This is a genomic window from Aliivibrio sp. SR45-2 (assembly GCF_963890165.1).
In the GTDB taxonomy this organism is placed as follows: domain Bacteria; phylum Pseudomonadota; class Gammaproteobacteria; order Enterobacterales; family Vibrionaceae; genus Aliivibrio; species Aliivibrio salmonicida.
Window position 1 is genome coordinate 1 of the sequence record NZ_CAWPRC010000015.1, and the last position, 3093, is coordinate 3093.

Genomic DNA, 3093 nt, shown 5'->3' on the forward strand with positions numbered 1-3093 from the left:
ATAGCCGCACAACTCAATGTTGAGATTATCTATGTGAAGCACACATCATGGGCGCAATCATTAACGTTACTTAAAAATAATGAGATTGATGTCATCGCGAACATTCGAAAAACAGAAAGTAGAAAGAAATATTTAAATTTCAGTCATAATCCAGTTTTCACGATGACAAATGCCTTGTTATCAAAAAAAACAAATTCACCTTTATATTTTAATAATATGGATCTAGGCACATTTGATGATTATCTTACGGATAAAGTCGTTTCTGTCGTAGAACAATACGCCTACCAAGATATTTTATCTCATCATTATCCAGATTCTGATGTATTACTCTCTTCCAATACCCTTGAATCTATCGAACAAGTATTAAATGGAAATGCAGATGCCGCGATAGGACCGCTTGCTGTTTTTAATTACTACCTTTCAAAATATTATTTCACCTCATTGAATACTAAAGATATTAATGACCAAGCGCACTTTACTGATACTTATAATTACCTTGCAACGAATAAGAATAATATTCTCCTAAAAAACATACTTGATAAAGCAATCGAGAGTATTTCTTTGGATGATATACATAATTTGAATAATGCATGGTTAATAAAAAAACCCATTGCATTTAAAGATGGTTTACTGCCCTTATCTGATGCAGAGTTAGAGTACTTAAACACAAAATCACAATTCAACTATTGCCTTCCTAATGATCTCATGCCATTTAGTGGCGTTAATAATGGCAAACCCATCGGAATGTCAACGTCTTTAATCTCATTAATTCAAGAGAAATTAAATATTCCATTTCAATTTATCCCAACAAAAGATTGGAACGAGAGTCTACAAAAAATCAACAATAGAGTGTGTGATTTAATCCTCCCTATAGATATGACCAACGCAACACTGAGTACATTAGATTATACAAAAACAGTCTATAAAAGTGACATTGTTATCGCGACGAAAACTGACGCTCGCTTCATTACCAACTTTAACCACCTAAGAGATGTAAGCATTGGTATTATTAGGGGTTACTCTCAATCGAATATGACGCCTCTATTTCACCCTTCTGTAAAAATTGAGTTTGTAGATGATTTAGAAGAAGGCTTAACGAAAGTCAATAGTGGTGAGTTATTTGGTTTCATTGATTCTGTTGAAATATTAAGTTATGCAATACAACGTCATTACCCCTCTTTAATGATCAGTGGCAAAGTAGAAAACACCTGGGATCTTAGGATAGGAACTCGTAATGATGAACCTTTATTAAAAAGCATTATTGAAAAAACAATACATTCTATTCCTCCAGAAGAAACCAACACACTCATTAATAATTGGCTGTCAGTAAAATACACAAGTCCATTTGATGTGAAATTATTTAAAGTTTTACTTGGTGTTATCGTCGCGATCATTGGTGCATTATTGTATAGACAAAAACTACTAAAAAAATACAACACTAAGTTGATTCAACTGTCCACTTACGACAGCTTAACCTCTCTCTATAACCGACGTGTAATAGATACACATTTAGTTAAGCAGCAAAAATTATCGCTTCGCACCGATATGCCACTCAGCGTTATCATGTGTGACATCGATTATTTTAAAAAGATTAATGATACTTTTGGACATATTGCAGGTGATGAAGTGATCGTTAATATGTCAGCACTCTTACTAAATAACATAAGAACCTCTGACATTGTCGGTCGATGGGGGGGAGAAGAATTCATCATCATTTGCCCTAATACTCACTCATCAGGAGCAAAGGTATTAGCGGAATGTTTACGGAAGAAAATAGAAAAGATGCCTGCAACAAATGAGCAAACAATAACAATGAGCTTTGGGATAGCTCAATTTAATGAAAACCTGAGTTATGAAGAACTATTAATTAAAGCTGATGCGGCTTTATACGCAGCGAAAGAACAAGGTAGAAATAAAGTAGTCATTGGGTAGCGTTAGTTCTTCATCACTTCCGCTAACATATCCAGTTCTTCTTGAGTCAAAAGCTCGGCTTTTTTTGTGTAACTTTGAGCCGACTTTTCTTTCAATTTTTTACTGATCGCATGTTGAAGATTGCGTAACTGATATACCGTCAGTTCATTCAATTCAATTTTAAGAGTATCTGCTTTAATCATAACAAGTCTCGATCATATCCATTCATACATTGATTGAACCAATAATAGTTCTCTTTTTCTTACGCTTTGTCAGACAAATGTAAAAGCTAAAAGTTTCAAAAATCAGTTATACTGTTCGTATCGCTGTTGATTGGAGAAAACAAATGCGCATTCAGGTAGATACCCACACTCACACTTATGCTAGTGGCCATGCTTACAGTACAATCAGTGAGAATGCTTTTTCAGCATCCACACTTGGTTTACCTATGTTTTGTACTACAGATCACGCCTCTTCAATGCCTGGCGCGCCACATTATTGGTTTTTCAGTAATCAGCGCGTATTACCTCGTTTTCTTCATGGCGTCGCTATTCTTAGGGGCTGCGAAGTCAACATTTGTAATCTAGAAGGAGATATAGATATTCCCCTTTCGGTTGACCAAAACCTAGACTGGATCATTGCAAGTTTCCACGAGCCAGTTTTTCCCCCTAAAAATAAGTTAGTACACACCCAAGCATTAATCAAGATTATCTCATCAGGTCGTGTAGATGCATTAGGCCATTTAGGCAATCCAAATTTTGATTTTGATTTTAAAGAAGTAATTCAAGAGGCAGTTAAACATAACGTTGCCATTGAAATAAACAATACCTCACTGAAAGGAACTAGCCGAGTAGGTAGTGTTGACCGTTGCTATGAAATCGCTAAGGTAGCGAAAGAATTAGGCGCGTATATTACGACAGGAAGTGATGCGCATTTTTGTCAAGACATTGGGAAATTTGAAAAAGTAGAACAATTAATTGATGCCTTAGATTTCCCCTTCGATAAAATTATTACTCATTCACCGAAACAGTTTTTAGCTTTTTTAGCATTACGTGGACATGCTCCAATTGCTGAATTCGAAGCACTATCAAAATAATGCTTTCTTTTAGAAATGAACATGGAAGATTGAGTTAATCTTCCATCTCTTATCTCTTATCTCTTATCTCTTATCCCTTATCTTAC

General features: G+C 35.1%; 3 protein-coding genes. 2 read left to right on the forward strand and 1 reads right to left on the reverse strand.

Annotated features, from left to right (window positions below):
* On the forward strand, window positions 1-1932 hold a 1932-nt coding region (locus AACV33_RS00760), incomplete at its 5' end, for a transporter substrate-binding domain-containing diguanylate cyclase (protein WP_182700660.1).
* A 2-nt stretch (window positions 1933-1934) separates the two neighbouring features.
* Here AACV33_RS00760 and AACV33_RS00765 read toward each other — a convergent pair.
* On the reverse strand, window positions 1935-2114 hold the full coding sequence (locus AACV33_RS00765; protein ID WP_017021420.1) for a hypothetical protein: 180 nt from the start codon (window positions 2112-2114) through the stop codon (window positions 1935-1937).
* A 143-nt stretch (window positions 2115-2257) separates the two neighbouring features.
* Here AACV33_RS00765 and AACV33_RS00770 point away from each other — a divergent pair, with 143 nt between their 5' ends.
* Window positions 2258-3007 (forward strand): phosphatase, encoded by a 750-nt coding sequence (locus tag AACV33_RS00770; protein WP_065609380.1) that lies wholly within the window; start codon window positions 2258-2260, stop codon window positions 3005-3007.
* Window positions 3008-3093: the final 86 nt, after the last annotated feature.

Excerpts from the sequence above, each read along its gene's own strand:
- AACV33_RS00765 (WP_017021420.1), bottom strand. The coding sequence starts at position 2,114 with ATGATTAAAGCAGATACTCTTAAAATTGAATTGAATGAACTGACGGTA.
- AACV33_RS00770 (WP_065609380.1), top strand. The coding sequence starts at position 2,258 with ATGCGCATTCAGGTAGATACCCACACTCACACTTATGCTAGTGGCCAT.